The organism is Rhizobium sp. L9 (assembly GCF_002531885.1).
GTDB lineage: Bacteria > Pseudomonadota > Alphaproteobacteria > Rhizobiales > Rhizobiaceae > Rhizobium.
Map to the genome: position 1 here is coordinate 58,942 of NZ_NWSZ01000001.1, position 15,859 is coordinate 74,800.

Here is a 15,859-nt window from a genome sequence, read left to right on the forward strand (position 1 = left end):
CTAAAAGAACTCGTCGAGCAGTTGATAGTAACTGAGCCTTGCCGGATCGGGCGCCGGCAGGCCGTAATGATAGAGAAATGGCTGCACCAGCGCCTCGCCGAAATTATCGGCGATGCTGCGGCAGGCGAGCGCAATATCCTGATAGCGGTCGGCGACGCCGAGGCGGCTGCAATCGATATAGCCTGAGAATTGGCCGTGTAGAGCGACGAAGTTCGGCAGGCAGGCATCCCCATGGGTGACGACGAGATCCTCGCTGCCCGGCCTCATGCTCTCGAGCTCAGCAAAAAGCTCGGCGGCGCTCTTTCCCAGCCGGGCCGGATCGAAATTCTCCTCATCGACGATTCCAGTTTCCATACGCGCCCTGGCTACCGGCAGGCGCTTTTCCAGGCGGTGATCGAACGGACAGAAAGTGATCGGCAGACGATGAAGATCGAGCAGTGCCTCCGCCAGCAATTCGATGCGCGCCAGGGGCGCCAGCGCCGAAGCACTGGCGAGATCGGTTCCCGGCAGCGCGCTGAGCAGCAGCCAGTTACGTTCGCCGTCGCTTTCACAGGCGATCACCTCCGGGCAAGGCAGGCCGGAGTCCTTGAGCCAGGCGAGCCGGGCCGCCTCATCGGCAAGCTCGCCGAACGGCCCTACCGCCTCGACCTTCAGATAGAGCGCCGGCAGGCCCTCGCCTTCCAGGCGAAAGACGCTCGCGGCCGAACGGCCGAGCGCATCCCGCTCCATCCGGTAGCCAGACAGACGGGCAGCAGGCGGGCCAGGCAATCTCTCGAAAGATGTCAATGCAGCGTTTCGGCGGGCGCAGCTTCGACCAGGATCTCAAGAGCCTCTTCGAGGGCCGCAACCAGAATATCGGTCAGCTCGTCGCCTTTGTTTTCCAGGAACAGCGCGCTAACGGCTTCATCCTGGCGCTCAAGAAAACGCTCGATCTCGTTCGACATATCATTGTCCCTTCTTCACCGGAAACATCACGGCCAATGAGGAAAGGTTAGGTAGAGTTCCTTGCGCGTGGCTGGCTGCGAGACGACGAAGATCGCGGCGCGCTTTAGTCATCGATATCATATTTCGAATACTCGTTGCGGGGGATTCGTCCGCCGACCTGGTGAGCAAAGGACACCACTTTGGTAGCTCCCTCGTCCACCTCGCAACGGAAACGAACCTGGAACCAGCCCTTGGCTGTGCCAAAGGCTGCATCCTTCACGTCCAGAATCGTACCAGCCCGCAGGCCGAAACTCGGCAATGCGGAAGGGAAATAGGGCGGCGAGCCGTGAACAAGTTGACCCTGCAGCTCCGTGGTGCAAAGCGTCGCCACTCGCTGTTTTCGTGAAAGGCCATCCATCGCCGTTTGCGCAAATAGACTGCCATCGGCCGCCCGAGAAAATAGCGTTTTCGCCTCGGGCAGATCCTTGGTTTCAGAAACGGTTTTCGGCTTATCGGAGATGTTCTGCTCAGGCGGTTTGGCCGGCTCAATCGTCGTATTGGCTTCGCCGGAGGCTTCCGTCGGCGGCCCTTTGCTTTCCGGAGAAACGTCCATCGCAGCCACCTCCGGCAGCTTCACATCATCTGGCACGGGTTTTGATGGAGGCTCCTCAGCTTTGGGTTTTGCGTCAACAGTTCTTGTTGGCTCCTGCGTCGAGGCATCGTCGTGCTGGGGTGGAGTTGTTGCGGCTTTCTTTTCACCTTGAGAAGCATTTCCCGCCAGGGCCTTGTCAGGACCGCTAGTCCTATCTCCAAATTCAGTAACGGGTTTGAGGGTCTGCATGGGCTTCGGCTTGGCTTGCTCGACAGCTTTTCTTGCCGGTGGAGGCGGCGGTGGTGGTGGCGGAGGTTCCTTCTTAGCCTCTTGCGGCGGCTTCGGCTCCGGCGGCTTTTCCTCGGCCTTTTTCTCCTCCGGCTTCTTCTCCTCCGGCAGCGGGACGAGCTCGACCTTCACGCTCTCGTCTTCCGGAGGCTTCAGCTCCATCTTCGGCAAGCCGAAAATCAGAAGCGCAACGATCGGCACATGCAGAAGCACCGACGCGGCAACGCCCCAGCGGATTTCGGGCCGCCGTTTTGCCGTTTCGTGATTCGTCTCCGCCAAGTCCACTTCGTCTGTCACAGCAGCGATGTGGCCTTTAAAGCCGGCAGCATCAAGCCGCAAAAGCAAAAAACCTCGTGATCGCGCCGAAGCCATCCGCTGGCCAGTGCGCCATCCGTTCTCTTCTCGGACTTGGACAATGGGCCACCCACGAGCGGGGCCGAGGCCGCGCCCTTGATGGGGAGAGGCGCTGAAATTCTGCATGCGTTAGCTGAGCGAGCCGATGATCTCTCGATAGGCAGCCTCCGGGAATGCCTTCAGTGTCTGGGTGCGGACATTGCCGGCCATCGCCAGCGAAAGGCCAAATCGCGCCATGACGGCATCGTCAGGCGCTTCGCAGACAGCCACCATGTCGTGGCCGCCCATCGTCAGAAAGAACTGGTTGAAGGAGCCGCCCATGTCGCCAAGCAGTTTCTTCGCCGCATCCAGCCGTTTTGACGAGTCGCGAACAGTGCGCACGCCTTGGTCCGTCCAGTTGATCAACACAATGTAAGTGGTCATCTTGCACCTCCGAACGGAGGATTCGCCCGACACGGGCATGCGTCGGTCCTCGCTCGCGCACCGCGACCGATTTCTTCCCCCGTCGCCGGACTATAATCTTGTCACCACTGAGCGACAAGAAAGCCGCCGGGATCATTGGTATTAATCACAAAAGCAAAAGCCGGGCACGACGCCCGGCTTTCCAATCATCACGGCAATTGTCGAAACCTCAGCTGTCGAGGATCGAGCGCAGCTTGAAGTTTCTTAGCTGTCCAGAAAGCTTCTCAGCTTTCTCGAGCGGCTCGGATGCTTTAGCTTGCGCAACGCCTTCGCTTCGATCTGGCGGATACGTTCGCGGGTGACCGAGAACTGCTGGCCGACTTCTTCGAGCGTGTGGTCGGTGTTCATGCCGATGCCGAAGCGCATGCGCAGGACGCGCTCTTCGCGCGGCGTCAGCGAAGCGAGAACGCGGGTCGTCGTCTCGCGCAGGTTCGCCTGGATGGCGGCATCGATCGGCAGCAGCGCGTTCTTGTCCTCGATGAAGTCGCCGAGATGCGAATCCTCTTCGTCGCCCACCGGGGTTTCAAGCGAGATCGGCTCCTTGGCGATCTTCAGGACCTTGCGGACCTTTTCGAGCGGCATGGCGAGCTTTTCGGCCAGTTCTTCCGGCGTCGGCTCGCGGCCGATCTCGTGGAGCATCTGGCGCGAGGTCCGGACGATCTTGTTGATCGTCTCGATCATATGCACCGGAATGCGGATCGTGCGGGCCTGGTCGGCGATCGAGCGGGTGATCGCTTGACGGATCCACCATGTTGCATAGGTCGAGAACTTGTAACCGCGGCGGTATTCGAACTTGTCGACCGCCTTCATCAGGCCGATATTGCCTTCCTGAATGAGGTCGAGGAACTGCAGGCCGCGGTTCGTGTACTTCTTGGCGATTGAAATGACGAGGCGAAGATTCGCTTCGACCATTTCCTTCTTGGCGATTCGGGCTTCGCGCTCGCCCTTCTGCACCATGTGCACGATGCGGCGGAATTCCGAGATCGAGATGCCGGTTTCCGTCGCGAGATTCTGGATCTCCTGGCGGATGTCGCGGATCGTCGTATTCTCGGCCTTGGCGAATTCCTTCCAGCCGCGAGCGGCCAGATTGCCGATCGACTTCATCCAATTCGGATCGAGCTCGGCGCCCTGATACTGCTCCAGGAAGGAGTCGCGCTTGACGCCGTAGGATTCGGCCAGACGCAGCAGGCGCCCTTCGTTCTGCACGAGGCGCTTGTTGATGTCGTAGAGCTGCTCGACCAGTGCATCGATGCGGTTCTGGTTGAGCGACAGCGACTTGACCGCCTTGATGAGCTCGTCCTTGAGCTCCTTGTAGCGGCGCTCTTGGGCGGAAGACAGCGTGCCGGTAGCGGCCAACCGCTGCTCGACCTGCTGGTCCTGCAGCTTGCGCAGCTTCTTGTAGGTCTCGGCGATGATGTCGAGCGTTTCCATGACCTGCGGGCGCAGCTCGGCTTCCATCGCCGCCAGCGACAGGTTGGATTCGTCCTCGTCCTCTTCCTCCTCTTCGGGAGGCAGGCCTTCGCCGCCGACATCGGTGATATCGTCGTCGCCGGAGCGGGCGCGCCGGGTCTTTTCCTTCTCTTCTGCCGCCTTGCGGTCGGCCTCGATCTTCTCGGGGCTCTGGAACTGCGGCGCGGCCTTGGCTTCCGGACCGGAATATGTCGTCTCGAGATCGATGATCTCGCGCAGCAGCGTCGTGCCTTCGTTGAGTTCGTCGCGCCAGATGATCAGGGCCTGGAAGGTCAGCGGGCTCTCACAGAGGCCCGCGATCATCGTCTCGCGGCCGGCTTCGATCCGCTTGGCGATGGCGATTTCGCCTTCGCGCGACAGAAGCTCCACCGAGCCCATCTCGCGCAGATACATGCGCACCGGATCGTCGGTACGGTCGGTCGGCTCTTTCTTCTTGGCGGTCGCAAGCGCGGTGCCGGCCGAAGGCGCGAGTTCGCCGCCTTCGCTGTCCTCATCGCCGCCGGCGTCGTCGTCATCGCCACCGCCGGAAGCACCGGCCTCTTCGGCTTCCTCGTCCTCGATGACGTTGATGCCCATGTCCGACAGCATCGACATCGTGTCTTCGATCTGCTCGGAGGTCACTTCCTCGGACGGCAGGACGGCGTTCAGCTCGTCCATCGTCACGTAGCCGCGCTTCTTGGCGGCCTTGATCATCTTCTTGACCGCGTCGTCGGAAAGATCGAGAAGAGGGCCGTCGCTTGCGCCGTCGCGTTCGACTTCCGCGTCTTCGTTCTCTTTGACCTTGGTTGCCATTTATATCGTCGCCTTCCTGACGCTATCCAATCTCGCTACGGTGAATGGGCCGTCTCAGGGCCTGACGCGCCGCTCGCGTCGCCCTTGAATCACCTGAGCCCACCTAACGGGATGACATTTAAAGTCTGATTAACCACGATCGCCGGTACCGGACAGCAAAGCTTTCTTGCCTCTGGATTTCCGGCCATGGTTGCGCGATCCGCCTTGACCCTGTTCACCGTTTCAACAAGTCGAACGGTGATTCCCACATTTTTTGTTCTCGTCAAGCTTTTCCAGCAAAAAAGCCCGCGAAAACTCGGAAAAAGCCTTATCCACAGGCTTTGAACCGCGGCTGCGATTGCGAACCTTATTTAAGAAGCAGCAAACAAAAGACAAGGGCGGCCTGAATTTTGCCCGCCGCCCCAGTTGTTCCGGCCATTTCCTGTAATTGTGCCGACGGTATATTCGCCCGATCCGGGCAAATATTGGCTAACGAGCCTGGCCGTCGTAAGGCGTCACCTTCAGCGCGCCGAGATCGATCGCGGGAATGCAGCGCAGATTGATCGAAGCCATCGCGGCACCGTTCGGCGCCACGCCCTCGCCGAAGGGGGCGATGCCGCAATTGGCGCAGAAATGATGCTTGATGACGTGCCGGTTGAAAGTATAGGTCGAAAGATCGTCTTCCGGTGTCCTCAGCACCAGTTTCTCGCGCGGCACGAAAGCGAGAAGTCCTCCCCGCCTGCGACAGAGCGAACAGTTGCAGTCGAGCGCCTCGGTGAATTCGCCTTCGACCTCGAAAGCAACGTTGCCGCAATGGCAGCTTCCCTCGTAGAGCATGTCGTCTTCCCTCACATCCAGTCCATCACGACCTTGCCGGAATTGCCCGACCGCATCGCCTCGAAACCATCGCGGAAATCGTCGATCTTGATGCGATGCGTGATGATGGGCGAAAGATCGAGGCCACCCTGTACGAAGGCGATCATCTTGTACCAGGTCTCGAACATCTCGCGGCCATAGATGCCCTTGAGATTGAGCATCTTGAAGATCACCTTGTTCCAGTCGATCTCGAAACCAGCCGGCGCGATGCCGAGAATGGCGATCTTGCCGCCATTGTTCATCTTGTCGATCATGTCGCGGAAGGCGGGTGCTGCGCCCGACATTTCGAGCCCGACGTCAAACCCTTCCGTCATGCCGATCTCCTTCATGACGTCGGCGAGGTTTTCCGTCGATGCATCGACGACATGGTCGATGCCGAGCTTGCGCGCCAGATCCAGGCGGTGCGGATTGATGTCGGTGATAACAACCTTGCGGGCGCCGGAACGCTTGGCGACCAGTGCTCCCATGATGCCGATCGGCCCGGCGCCGGTGACGAGCACGTCCTCGCCGACAAGATCGAAGGAAAGTGCGGTATGCACGGCATTGCCAAAGGGATCGAAGATCGCGGCGATCTCGTCTGAAATATCGTCCGGGATCGGCACGACATTGCTTTCGGGAATGCAGACGAACTCTCCGAACGAGCCCGGCCGGTTGACGCCGACGCCGAGCGTGTTGCGGCAGAGATGCCCCCTGCCCGCCCGGCAGTTGCGGCACTTGCCGCAGACGATATGCCCCTCGCCGGAAACGCGCTCGCCGACATGATAGCGGGTGACCGCCGAACCGATCTCGGCGATCTCGCCGGAAAATTCATGGCCAACCACCATCGGCACCGGAATGGTCTTCTGCGCCCACTGGTCCCAGTTCCAGATATGCACGTCGGTGCCGCAGATCGCCGATTTCTTCACCCGGATGAGCACATCGTTCGGCCCGACTTCCGGCACCGGCACATTCTCCATCCAGAGCCCGACTTCCGGCTTCGACTTCACCAGCGCCTTCATCATGTTCGACATATCTGTATTCCTTGGCTCCGTATCTGTCGCAGCCCCTCATCCGCCTGCCGGCACCTTCTCCCCACGCGCGTGGCGAAGGAGGTATGCCGCACCGGCTTCCTTACCCTCGACGCTGCGTTAGGCAGGTCCCCTCTCCCCGCCAGCGGGGAGAGGGTTAGGGTGAGGGGCAACAACGATCATTCTCAAATCACACCCAATTCCCGCCCGGCCTCGGCAAAAGCCGCAATCGCCCGCTCCACATCCGCCTTCGAATGCGCCGCCGACATCTGTGTGCGGATGCGGGCCTGGCCCTTCGGTACGACAGGGAAGGAAAAACCGATCACATAGATCCCCTTCTTCAGCATCAGGCTTGCCATGTCCTGCGCGAGCTTGGCATCGCCCAGCATGACGGGAATGATCGGATGGCCTTCGCCGGCGAGCTTGAAGCCGAGCCTAGTCATCTCGCTGCGGAAGAGATCGGCATTGTAGGAAAGGCGCTGGCGCAGGGCATCGCCGTTTTCGATGAGGTCGAACACCTTGAGCGAGGCGGCGGCGATCACCGGCGCCAGCGTATTCGAAAACAGATAGGGCCGCGAGCGCTGCCGCAGCCATTCGACGATCTCGGCCTTTGCCGAGGTATAACCGCCGGAAGCACCACCGAGCGCCTTGCCGAGCGTGCCGGTGATGATGTCGATCCGGCCCTCGACGCCGCAATATTCCGGCGAGCCGCGGCCATTCTTGCCGACGAAGCCGACGGCATGGCTGTCGTCGACCATGACCATCGCGCCATATTTCTCGGCGAGATCGCACACCCCCTGCAGATTGGCGATGATGCCGTCCATGGAGAAGACGCCGTCGGTCGCAATCATCTTGAAGCGGCTGCCTTCGGCTTTTTTCAGCTCTTCTTCCAGCGCTGCCATGTCGTTGTTGGCGTAGCGGAAGCGGCTGGCCTTGGAGAGACGCACGCCATCGATGATCGAGGCATGGTTCAGCGCGTCGGAGATGATCGCATCCTCTTCGCCAAGCAGCGTTTCGAACAGGCCGCCATTGGCGTCGAAGCAGGAGGAATAGAGGATCGTGTCTTCCATGCCGAGGAAGGAGGAAATGCGGGCTTCAAGTTGCTTGTGCTCCTCCTGCGTGCCGCAGATAAAGCGCACCGAGGCCATGCCGTAGCCATAGCGGTCGAGCGCCTTCTTGCCGGCCTCGGCCAGCTCTTCGTTGTCAGCAAGGCCGAGATAGTTGTTGGCGCAGAAATTCAGCACCCGCTCGCCGGTGGAAATCGCAATCTCGCCCGCCTGCTTGGAACGGATGACCCTCTCTGACTTGTAGAGGCCGGCATCTCTGAGCGCCGAAATCTCGGCCCGGAGATGAGAAAGAAATGGCGAGATCATAGGCGGCCCTTCCTGACGTTTTTTATAGCAATCGGGTTAGCATATCGCTGCCTGCTTGTCTTCTCGCTGCGCCAAATCAGCGAGCCCGTTCAATCCTTGTCGTGCGAGAGAATGATCTCCAGGAAAGCGTCGCCATAACGCTCGAGCTTCGATTGCCCGACGCCTGATACGCCGAGCAATTCCTTGCGGCTGCGCGGCCGTTCCGTCGCAAATGCGATCAGCGTCGTATCGGGGAAGACGACGTAAGGCGGCACGCCGAGCGATTTGGCGATCGCCATGCGCTCGGCTCTCAACGCCTCGAAAAGCGTGCCGTCGGCGCCCGACAGGCCCGACTTGCGCTCGCTGCGCTCGGCCTTCTTCGTACGCCGTTCCGATGCCGGCCGGTCCTTGCGGAAGAAGACCTGCCGTTCATGCTTGAAGACGGCGCGCGCCTCCGGCTCCAGCTTCAGCGCCCCATAGGCCTCATGATCGATACGGATCAGCCCCATGGCGAGCAGCTGGCGATAGACGGATTGCCAAGTCCGCGCCGGAATGTCCTTGCCGGCGCCGAAGACCGGCATATCGACATGACCGAAACGCTCGGTCTTTTCGTTGATGTTACCGACCAGCACATCGATGACATGACCGGCGCCGAACCGCTCGTCGGTGCGGTAGACCGCGGCCAGCGCCTTGATCGCCGCTTCCGTACCATCCCAGGTCTCGACCGGCTTCAGGCAGGTGTCGCAATTGCCGCATTGGCCGGCATGCGCCTCGCCGAAATGGGCAAGGATCGCCTGCCGACGGCAGGAGGCGGTTTCGCAGATCGCCAGCAAGGCGTTGAGCTTGGCGCGCTCGACCCGCTTGATTTCGTCTGCGGCGTTGCCCTCGTCGATCATGCGGCGGCGCTGGATAACGTCGGCCATGCCATAGGCCATCCAGACCTCGGACGGCAACCCGTCTCGGCCGGCGCGCCCGGTTTCCTGATAATAGGCCTCCACCGAACCCGGCAGGTCGAGATGGGCGACATAGCGCACATTCGGCTTGTCGATGCCCATGCCGAAGGCGACGGTCGCGACCAGGCAGAGGTTTTCCTCCTTGAGGAAAGCGTCCTGATTGGCGTCGCGAACCGCCCGGTCCATGCCGGCGTGATAGGGCAGCGCGCGGATGCCCTGCCCGTTCAGCCACTCGGCCGTATCCTCGACCTTGGCGCGCGACAGACAATAGACGATGCCGCTGTTGCCCTTATGGCCGGAGAGGAAGCGCAGCAGCTGCTGGCGCGGCTGGTCGCGCTCGACGATTTCATAGGCAATATTCGGCCGGTCGAAGCTGGTGGTGAAGATTTCGGCATTGCCCAGCCCCAGCCGCTCGATGATATCGTCACGCGTGTGCGGGTCGGCCGTTGCCGTCAATGCCACGCGGGGCACGCCGGGATACTGTTCGCCGAGCCGGCCGAGCTCGCGATATTCCGGGCGGAAATCATGGCCCCATTGCGAGACGCAATGGGCCTCGTCGATCGCAAACAGCGCAATCTTCTCACTGGCGATCAGCTCGCGAAAACCGTCCGTCAGGATGCGTTCGGGCGTGACGTAGAGAAGGTCGAGCTTTCCAGCCGAAAGCGCACGGCGAACCTCGACGAACTCCTCGCGCGACAGCGACGAATTGAGTGCCGCAGCCCTGATGCCGAGCTGCTTCATCGCCTCCACCTGATCGCGCATCAGCGCAATCAGCGGCGAAACGACGATGCCGACGCCGTCACGGCAAAGCGCCGGGATCTGGAAGCAGAGCGATTTGCCTGCACCTGTCGGAAAGAGCACCACGGCATCGCCGCCTGAAACCACGTGCTCGACCACCTCCTGCTGCTTGCCGCGGAAGGAAGAATAACCATAGACCTGTTTCAGGACGTCGAGCGGCGAGCGGCCGGCGGAAAACAGCGTATCGGAAGCGGAAAAACCGGGCTCATCGCGTTCGCTGAGCGGCATCAGTGGTTCGCCGCCCCTTTGACACGGCCGGAAAGCACCCCGAAGCCGTCGATAATCGCCTCCTGGTTCTCGAGGCGTACGCCTTCGAGATGCACTTCCTGCTGCGCCCGTAACAGCTGAATGATTGCCTCGCCGTCGCCGGCTTCGGTCGCCAGCGCAATCTCGCGTTCGAGTTCCATCTTCTGCCGGCGCAGCGCCTTCGCCCGTTTGTGGAAGGCGAGCGCCTGACGATAGCCTTCACGAGCATCCTCCATCGCCGCCTCCTCGGTTGCCGTCCAGAGCCTCGCATTGCGCACCTGCTGGTCGAGACTCTTGATGAGCGGACCGAAACCTTCGAATTCCAGCCGCTCAGTCAGATATTCGCGCGTCAGATGCGGACCGGCGACGGCAGCGGCTGCGCCAAGCATCGCGGACCAGAGCCGTTGCAGCTCGCGGCTGTCATATTCAATCGCGGCGATTTCATCATAATCATCGATCATCAGGGCCGGATGATTGACGATGGTGAGCGCAAGCACGCTTTCGCGCAACGCCGTATTGTCCCGGTGTCCGCGCACGGGGCCCGAGCGGGCGAGCCGATCGGAAATCAGGCTGGGGCTTTTCGGTCCTGCCTTGGCCGCATTGTCGCGGGCGTTCCGGGGGCTGCTGCTGAAACCGCGCCGCCCGCCACCGTTGCGGTTCTGGAACTGCGGCTGGAAGAAGGCATTCAGCCGGTCGCGAATATCCTGCTGGTAATGACGGCGCACATTCTCGTCGGCGATGACGGCGACGAGCTGCTTCAGCCGCGCTTCGAGCTCGGCGCGCGCCTCGGGCGTATCGAACTTGCCGGTGTTGATCTCCCGGCTCCACAGCATCTCCGAAAGCGGCTTTGCCTGACTCATCACCTTGTCGAAAGGCGCGCGTCCCTCGTCGCGCACGAGGTCGTCCGGATCCTTGCCGTCAGGCAGAAGCGCGAAGCGGACGGAACGGCCGGGTTTCAGATGCGGCAGCGCCAGCTCGGCGGCGCGATTGGCGGCGCGAATCCCGGCGCCGTCGCCATCGAAGCAGAGCACCGGCTGCGGCACCATCTTCCAGAGCAGCTCGAGCTGGTTTTCGGTGAGCGCAGTGCCGAGCGGCGCAACGGCGTTTTCGATACCGGCCTGATAGAGCGCGATCACGTCCATATAGCCTTCGACGGCGATGATGGTGCCGCTCGCATTGTCATCCTGATCGCCGCGGCCAAGCCCTTGTATGGCGCGGCGCGCTCGGGCGAAATTGTAAAGGACATTGCCCTTGTGGAAGAGCTCAGTCTCGTTGGAGTTCAGATATTTCGCCGGCGCATCTGATGACATAGCGCGGCCGCCGAAGGCGATCACCTTTTCCCGGGACGAAAGAATCGGGAACATGATGCGGTCGCGGAAACGGTCGTAGGAGACCGGCACGTTTTCATGAACAACCAGGCCGCAGGCCTCGATCTGCTCCTTGGAAACGCCTTTGCCCGCGAGGAATTCCTTCAGCGCATTACGGCTGTCAGGCGCATAACCGAGTCGGAAGGTCTCGATGGTACGCCCCGTCAGCCCGCGATCGCGCAAATAGGCGCGCGCCTTTGCGCCATTGGCCGTCTGCAGCTGGTCCTGGAAGAAGCTGGTCGCCATTTCCATGACGTCGATCAGAGAGCCGCGCTCCTTTTCGCGCTTCTCCATCGCGGCATCGGCAAGCGGCATCGGCACGCCGGCCATGTCGGCGATCTGCTGCACCGCCTCGGGAAAACTCAAGCCCTCCAGCTCCGTCAGAAAACGGAAGTGATCGCCGGTGACCCCGCAGCCGAAGCAGTGATACCGACCCTTTCGGTCCTCACAGTGGAAGCTCGGCGATTTCTCGCCATGGAAGGGGCAGCAGGCCCAGTAGTCGCCCCGCGAGACATTGGTCTTGCGCTTGTCCCAGCTGACGCGGCGCGCAATCACGTTCGAAATCGGAACGCGGTCGCGGATCTCATCGAGAAAGGTGTTCGAAAAGCGCATTTATCCCTCTTGGCCAAGCTCCATATAAGCTGCTTTGCCGCGCCATGCCACGAAACTCGTCAGGAAAACCCGCTATTCACAGGCAAGTGCACCCGACGTCGGCGGCGTCAGTTATCCAATCAACAACTCGTGACCGACCCCTGCGACAGGGTGCGACATTATTGTCGCCGAACGTCTATGGAGCCGGGCACTGCAGGTGCTTCGGCATGAGCGAGATCGTTCGGCCGAGTTGAATTAAAGCTTTTCGAAACAGTCACTTATCGGAGCCGCCGCTTGGGCGCCCTCATCCTCGCGGCGCTTGTCGAATCTTCGCTTCGAAGTCCTCTCGAAGCGCCTTTTCCGGCAATCATTATTTTTTTGTAATTTGAACAGACGGCCGCACCGCAATAGGTTTGATCTCAACAAAGCGATCCCCAAGCGAAGCACCATCCCTACCCCCGGCGCCGCTTCGCAAGGGTGCCTTTGCAAATACCCTCCGGCTTGGGCCTCAGCCCTGCGTTGCCGGCGGAAGCAAAGAGCAAGAAGGCAGGAGCGCCCCCAGCTCCTGCCTTCTTAAATTTTAGGCTCTGTTGCCAACTCTCCCTTTGAAATTAACCGCTTATCGACGGAACCGTTGACAGACGGCGCGTGAATGAAAGATGTTGCGCCGAACTCCTGGACCCTTGCCAATGGCTTTCACCGCGGAAAATCTTGCAGCAGACGATCGCTTTCTCGCTGCGATCCTTCACTGCGCCAATCAACTGCTTGCGATCTATCGCGAGAGCCCGCGCATCGCATCGATTTTCGCCGCGCAGCAGCGCTGGTTGATGGCCCATGCCGGCTTCGCACTTCATTACGGTCATCCCGACGACGGCCAGAGCGGTGGCCTCTATTCCGGCCGCTTTGTCGATTTCGCAGTCAAGAATGACATCGCCAGCCGCAACACGGCCGCGGCCTTCATGCAGGAAATGCTGGCCTATCGTTTCCTGCGTGTGGTGCCTGGACCTGACAAGCGCACACGCTATCTGGAACCGACCGAAATCGCCGAACAGCATTTCATCCGATGGCTCGTCACCCATATGATGATCCTCGACAGCCTCGACGGCGGCGAACGCGCCGACCAGATTACCGCCGACCCCTCCGCGACAATGGCTGCGATTCAGCCGCGGATCGCAAGGGCGATCATCGGCAGTGAGTCCGTGCGCAATCCGGGCCCCACCTTCAACCTCTTCAACTGGGCGAATTCCGGCGGACTGGTAATGGATTACCTGATCTCCCGCCTTCCGCAATTTCCTCGGGCGGCCGAGTGCGTCGTTATCGGCCCACTGTCGCTCCGGGAGCTCCGCGAACAATTCATGATTTCCAATACCCACCTGAAGCGGCTTCTGACCCAGGCCACGATCATGGAAAGCGTCGGCTGGACAGAACCTTCGCGCAAGGGCGACTTCTGGCTGTCCCGCCGCTTTATCCTCGAGTATTGGAACTACCAGGCGGCGAAGTTTGCGATCGTCGATGCCGCCGCCGAGGCCGTGCTCGGACCTGCGGTCCGTGAAGAGCCGCAGGCGAGACGGGCCATCTGAGGCTTATCCGTTCAAAAGCTCCTTGACGGTTGCCGATGCCTTGGCGAAATCCATCTGGCCGGCATAACGCTCCTTGAGCGCCGCCATCACCTTGCCCATGTCCTTGACGCCGGCAGCACCCGTCTCGGTGATGATCGCCGAGATATTGGCGCGCACTTCGCCGTCGGAAAGCTGCTTCGGCATGAAGTCCTGAATGACGGCGATTTCCGCACGCTCCTTGGCAGCGAGCTCCGGTCGGGAATTCTCCTCATAGATCTTTGCCGATTCGTCGCGCTGCTTCACCATCTTGGCGAGGATCTGCAGGATCTCGTCGTCGCTCGCCTGCTCCTTGCCGGTACCGCGATTGGCAATGTCGCGGTCCTTGATCGCCGCCTGAATCAGCCGAACGGTCGACAGCCGCTCCGAATCCTTGGCCTTCATCGCCTCTTTCAGCTGGGTGGCGAGTTGATCGCGCAGCATGTCTTCACTCCTTTTTTGATGCCGCTTCATAAACCACGCCGATGCGACGGATCAAATAAATTGCGCGATCGGCGCGATAAAGCGCAAGAAAACGGCCGCAATCCCGGCTACAAAGATTGACGCTCAGCGATTGCGTGGCTATTTACCGCCACCTGCACCAAAATTCGTGATCAGGCCTGAAGCGCGCGGCATTGCCGTGCCCACACGTCTGCGAGATCAAATGGCGACGAGCGCGGCTAAGCGCATCAGCCGCCGGAAACGGGATGAAGATGACCGCAACAGCACCCTGGACAACCGAAAAGCCGACCGCCCTGCTCGTTCTTGCCGACGGCACGGTGATCGAAGGCAAGGGCATCGGCGCCACCGGCAAGGTCCAGGCTGAAGTCGTCTTCAACACGGCGCTGACCGGCTATGAAGAGATCATGACCGACCCCTCCTATCTCGGCCAGATCGTCACCTTCACCTTTCCGCACATCGGCAATATCGGCACCAACGACGAAGATATCGAGGACCTGACCCCTGCCGCCCGCCACGGCGCCGTCGGCGTCATCTTCAAGGCCGACATCACCGACCCCTCGAACTACCGCGCCGCCAAGCATCTCGACCAGTGGCTCAAGGCCCGCGGCATCATCGGCCTTTGCGGCATCGACACGCGTGCGCTCACCGCCTGGATCCGCGAGAACGGCGCCCCGAACGCGGTGATCGCCCACGACGCCAACGGCGTCTTCGACATCGAGGCGCTGAAGGCCGAAGCCAAGGCCTGGAGCGGCCTGGAAGGTCTCGATCTTGCCAAGATCGCCTCGTCCGGCCAGTCCTCACAATGGGCGCAGACGCCGTGGGTCTGGAACGAAGGTTACGGCGAACTCGGCGCGGCGGATGCGAAATATCACGTCGTCTGCCTCGATTACGGCGTCAAGCGCAACATCCTGCGCCTGTTTGCCGGCCTCGACTGCAAGGTGACCGTCGTGCCGGCAACAACGAGCGCCGAAGACGTGCTCGCCTTGCAGCCGGACGGGATCTTTCTGTCGAACGGTCCCGGCGATCCAGCGGCAACCGGCGAATATGCCGTGCCTGTCATCAAGACGCTTGTTAAGACCGATATCCCGGTCTTCGGCATCTGCCTCGGCCATCAGATGCTCGGCCTCGCCTTGGGCGCCAAGACCGAAAAGATGCACCAGGGCCATCACGGCGCCAATCATCCGGTCAAGGATCACACGACGGGCAAGGTCGAGATCGTCTCGATGAACCACGGCTTCGCGGTCGACTCGAAGTCGCTGCCCGACGGCGTTGAAGAGACTCATATTTCGCTTTTCGACGGCACCAATTGCGGCCTGCGCGTGCTCGGCAAGCAGGTCTTCTCCGTCCAGCACCATCCGGAAGCCTCTCCCGGCCCGCAGGACAGCCATTATCTCTTCCGCCGCTTCGTCAACATGGTGCGCGAGAAGAAGGGCGAACCGGCGCTTGCAGAGCGCTAGTTTCAAGAAGTGCCGGTTTCGCAAACTCTGTTAAACCGGCAGCCACCAACGTAATGTGGCATCTCTTGAATCTTGAAAGACAGCTATCAGAGAAAGGACCGCTATCTGCCCATAGCGTCTTTTTTCTTTGTTGAAGGATAGGGCTGCTTTGCGCCGCAAGTAGAGGGCGACTTCGCAGCTTCCTGAAAGCAGACCTTGATGGCAGATTGCGCTGGAGGTGGTGGTTACGCTGGCACCGGCTGTTGTTGATCTTCCGCCGAAATGGCCAACAGGTTCAAGATCGGGCATTGATCA

General features: G+C 60.8%; 14 protein-coding genes. 2 read left to right on the forward strand and 12 right to left on the reverse strand.

Annotated elements, in window-relative coordinates; translation table 11 throughout:
• The 10 genes from CO660_RS00310 to dnaG form a co-directional block, all read right to left on the reverse strand.
• The gene (locus CO660_RS00310; protein WP_259668139.1) at positions 1-786 is read right to left on the reverse strand and encodes an APH(3')-II family aminoglycoside O-phosphotransferase; all 786 of its coding nucleotides are present in this window, start codon (positions 784-786) and stop codon (positions 1-3) included.
• A complete protein-coding gene (locus CO660_RS33130; protein ID WP_176536208.1) occupies positions 783-944 on the reverse strand; it encodes a hypothetical protein in 162 nt (53 codons plus the stop codon). The genes CO660_RS00310 and CO660_RS33130 overlap by 4 nt, the downstream gene beginning before the upstream one ends.
• A gap of 104 nt (positions 945-1,048) precedes the next feature.
• Positions 1,049-2,143: a DUF930 domain-containing protein gene (locus CO660_RS00315; RefSeq protein WP_097596920.1), complete on the reverse strand. Its 1,095-nt coding sequence runs from the start codon at positions 2,141-2,143 to the stop codon at positions 1,049-1,051.
• A 144-nt stretch (positions 2,144-2,287) separates the two neighbouring features.
• Positions 2,288-2,581: a GYD domain-containing protein gene (locus tag CO660_RS00320; RefSeq protein ID WP_011426192.1), complete on the reverse strand. Its 294-nt coding sequence runs from the start codon at positions 2,579-2,581 to the stop codon at positions 2,288-2,290.
• 243 nt (positions 2,582-2,824) lie between these two features.
• Positions 2,825-4,882, reverse strand: coding sequence for an RNA polymerase sigma factor RpoD (gene rpoD / locus CO660_RS00325; protein ID WP_011426193.1), 2,058 nt, complete (start codon positions 4,880-4,882; stop codon positions 2,825-2,827).
• 468 nt (positions 4,883-5,350) lie between these two features.
• Positions 5,351-5,698, reverse strand: a complete 348-nt coding sequence (locus CO660_RS00330; RefSeq protein WP_097596893.1) for a GFA family protein — start codon at positions 5,696-5,698, stop codon at positions 5,351-5,353.
• An 11-nt stretch (positions 5,699-5,709) separates the two neighbouring features.
• On the reverse strand, positions 5,710-6,747 hold the full coding sequence (gene tdh / locus CO660_RS00335; RefSeq protein WP_097596894.1) for an L-threonine 3-dehydrogenase: 1,038 nt from the start codon (positions 6,745-6,747) through the stop codon (positions 5,710-5,712).
• Positions 6,748-6,929: 182 nt separating this feature from the next.
• Complete coding sequence (locus CO660_RS00345; protein ID WP_097596896.1) at positions 6,930-8,117, reverse strand: glycine C-acetyltransferase; 1,188 nt, start codon at positions 8,115-8,117, stop codon at positions 6,930-6,932.
• A gap of 89 nt (positions 8,118-8,206) precedes the next feature.
• Complete coding sequence (recQ, locus tag CO660_RS00350) at positions 8,207-10,075, reverse strand: DNA helicase RecQ (RefSeq protein WP_097596897.1); 1,869 nt, start codon at positions 10,073-10,075, stop codon at positions 8,207-8,209.
• Positions 10,075-12,072, reverse strand: coding sequence for a DNA primase (gene dnaG / locus CO660_RS00355; protein ID WP_097596898.1), 1,998 nt, complete (start codon positions 12,070-12,072; stop codon positions 10,075-10,077). Before dnaG ends, recQ begins: the two co-directional genes overlap by 1 nt.
• A gap of 668 nt (positions 12,073-12,740) precedes the next feature.
• Between dnaG and CO660_RS00365 the strand changes: the two genes are divergently transcribed.
• A complete protein-coding gene (locus CO660_RS00365; protein ID WP_097596899.1) occupies positions 12,741-13,631 on the forward strand; it encodes a hypothetical protein in 891 nt (296 codons plus the stop codon).
• Positions 13,632-13,634: 3 nt separating this feature from the next.
• On the opposite strand, the gene CO660_RS00370 is transcribed toward CO660_RS00365, so the two are convergent.
• Positions 13,635-14,090 (reverse strand): GatB/YqeY domain-containing protein, encoded by a 456-nt coding sequence (locus CO660_RS00370; RefSeq protein WP_085778864.1) that lies wholly within the window; start codon positions 14,088-14,090, stop codon positions 13,635-13,637.
• Positions 14,091-14,359: 269 nt separating this feature from the next.
• On the opposite strand from CO660_RS00370, the gene carA reads away from it, so the two are divergent.
• A complete protein-coding gene (carA, locus tag CO660_RS00375) occupies positions 14,360-15,565 on the forward strand; it encodes a glutamine-hydrolyzing carbamoyl-phosphate synthase small subunit (RefSeq protein ID WP_085780136.1) in 1,206 nt (401 codons plus the stop codon).
• Positions 15,566-15,595: 30 nt separating this feature from the next.
• Here carA and CO660_RS32615 read toward each other — a convergent pair whose 3' ends face one another.
• Complete coding sequence (locus tag CO660_RS32615) at positions 15,596-15,853, reverse strand: hypothetical protein (protein ID WP_141504762.1); 258 nt, start codon at positions 15,851-15,853, stop codon at positions 15,596-15,598.
• Positions 15,854-15,859 lie beyond the last annotated feature (6 nt).

Excerpts from the sequence above, each read along its gene's own strand:
- CO660_RS00365 (WP_097596899.1), top strand. The coding sequence starts at position 12,741 with ATGGCTTTCACCGCGGAAAATCTTGCAGCAGACGATCGCTTTCTCGCT.
- CO660_RS32615 (WP_141504762.1), bottom strand. The coding sequence starts at position 15,853 with ATGCCCGATCTTGAACCTGTTGGCCATTTCGGCGGAAGATCAACAACA.
- CO660_RS00330 (WP_097596893.1), bottom strand. The coding sequence starts at position 5,698 with ATGCTCTACGAGGGAAGCTGCCATTGCGGCAACGTTGCTTTCGAGGTC.
- recQ (WP_097596897.1), bottom strand. The coding sequence starts at position 10,075 with ATGCCGCTCAGCGAACGCGATGAGCCCGGTTTTTCCGCTTCCGATACG.
- dnaG (WP_097596898.1), bottom strand. The coding sequence starts at position 12,072 with ATGCGCTTTTCGAACACCTTTCTCGATGAGATCCGCGACCGCGTTCCG.
- CO660_RS00320 (WP_011426192.1), bottom strand. The coding sequence starts at position 2,581 with ATGACCACTTACATTGTGTTGATCAACTGGACGGACCAAGGCGTGCGC.
- CO660_RS00345 (WP_097596896.1), bottom strand. The coding sequence starts at position 8,117 with ATGATCTCGCCATTTCTTTCTCATCTCCGGGCCGAGATTTCGGCGCTC.
- CO660_RS00370 (WP_085778864.1), bottom strand. The coding sequence starts at position 14,090 with ATGCTGCGCGATCAACTCGCCACCCAGCTGAAAGAGGCGATGAAGGCC.
- rpoD (WP_011426193.1), bottom strand. The coding sequence starts at position 4,882 with ATGGCAACCAAGGTCAAAGAGAACGAAGACGCGGAAGTCGAACGCGAC.
- CO660_RS33130 (WP_176536208.1), bottom strand. The coding sequence starts at position 944 with ATGTCGAACGAGATCGAGCGTTTTCTTGAGCGCCAGGATGAAGCCGTT.
- carA (WP_085780136.1), top strand. The coding sequence starts at position 14,360 with ATGACCGCAACAGCACCCTGGACAACCGAAAAGCCGACCGCCCTGCTC.
- tdh (WP_097596894.1), bottom strand. The coding sequence starts at position 6,747 with ATGTCGAACATGATGAAGGCGCTGGTGAAGTCGAAGCCGGAAGTCGGG.